At 75.8% G+C, this 1,502-nt stretch carries 1 protein-coding gene; it reads right to left on the reverse strand.

The features are described 5' to 3' along the window. A partial coding sequence (locus VF584_12640) for a condensation domain-containing protein (protein HEX8211012.1) occupies positions 1-1,502 on the reverse strand: 1,502 nt, incomplete at both ends.

Genomic DNA, 1,502 nt, shown 5'->3' on the forward strand with positions numbered 1-1,502 from the left:
CTCCCTGCTCTCCGCCGCGATCTCCTCCGCCGCGCCGTCCAGGCTCACCACCTCCACGCCCTCACGCGCCGGGAGCGCGCCGCGCAGCGCTTCGCGCGTGAGCAGCACCGGGGTGGCGGAGTCGGCCAGGATGAACGCCAGCCGCTCGGCCGGGTAGCCGGGGTCCAGGGGCACGTACGCGCCCCCGGCCTTCAACACCGCCAGGATGCCGACCACCATCTCCAGGCTCCGCTCCAGGCAGATCCCGACCCGCACCTCGGGGCCCACCCCGCGCCGCCGAAGGTGGTGCGCCAGCCGGTTCGCGCGCTCGTTCAGCTCGCCGTAGGTGAGGACCACGTCTCCCGAGACGACCGCCACGGCGCCGGGGGCGCGCGCGGCCCGTTCGGCGAAGAGCTGGTGGACGCAGGCGTCGGGGAGCCCGGTCCACGTGGCGTTCCACTCCTCCACGATCCGCCGCCGCTCGGCCGGGGCCAGGAACGGCACCTGGTCCACCGGCCGCTCCGGCTCCGCCGCCACCGCGTCCAGGAGCGCGCGGAAGTGCTCCGCCATCCGCTCGATGGTCCCCGCGTCGAACAGCTCCGCGCGGTACTGGAGGGAGCCGGCCAGCCTGTCTCCGTCCTCCCGGATCTCCAGCGCCAGGTCGAACTTGGCCGGCTCGTCGGCGGTGGCCAGCGGCTCGGCCGCCAGCGTTCCCAGGCGCAGCGCCTCGCCCGGGTTGTTCTGCAGCGCGAAGAGCGCCTGGAAGAGCGGCGTGCGGCTCAAGCTCCGCTCGGGCGCCAGCTCCTCCACCAGCTTCTCGAAGGGGATGTCCTGGTGCTGGAAGGCGCCCAGCGCGCCCTCGCGCACGCGGCCCAGGAGCGCGCGGAACCCCGGGGCGCCCGACAGGTCGGTGCGCAGCACCAGCGTGTTGACGAAGAAGCCGATCAGCCCCTCCGTCTCCAGCCGCGTGCGCCCCGCGACGGGGGTGCCCACCGACACGTCGTCCTGCCCGCTGTAGCGCGACAGGAGGAGCTGCCACCCGGCCAGGAGCGTCATGAACAGCGTGGCCCCCTGGCTCCGCGACAGCGCGCGGAGGGCGCGGGTGGTGTCCTCCGACAGCGCCAGCGCGTGCGTCCGCCCCGCCTCGCCGGGAACCAGCGGGCGCGGACGGTCGATGGGGAGCTCCAGGAGCGGCGGGGCGCCGGCCAGCCGCTCGCGCCACCAGCCGAGCTGCGCGTCGAGCACCTCGCCCGTCAGCCACCCGCGCTGCCACGCCGCGAAGTCCGCGTACTGCAGGGCGGGGGGCGGGAGACGGGGGGCGTCGCCGCGGAGCGCCGCCTCGTACGCGGCCGACAGGTCGCGGAAGAGGATCCCCCAGCTCCACCCGTCGCCCGCGCTGTGGTGGACGTTGAGCGCCAGCACGTGCTCGTCTTCCGACAGCCGGAGGAGCGCCGCGCGCGCCAGCGGCCCGCGCGCCAGGTCGAACGGCCGCCACGCCTCGTCGGCCAGCCACGCCTCGGCCT

The sequence above is a fragment of the Longimicrobium sp. genome (assembly GCA_036389135.1).
Lineage (GTDB): Bacteria > Gemmatimonadota > Gemmatimonadetes > Longimicrobiales > Longimicrobiaceae > Longimicrobium.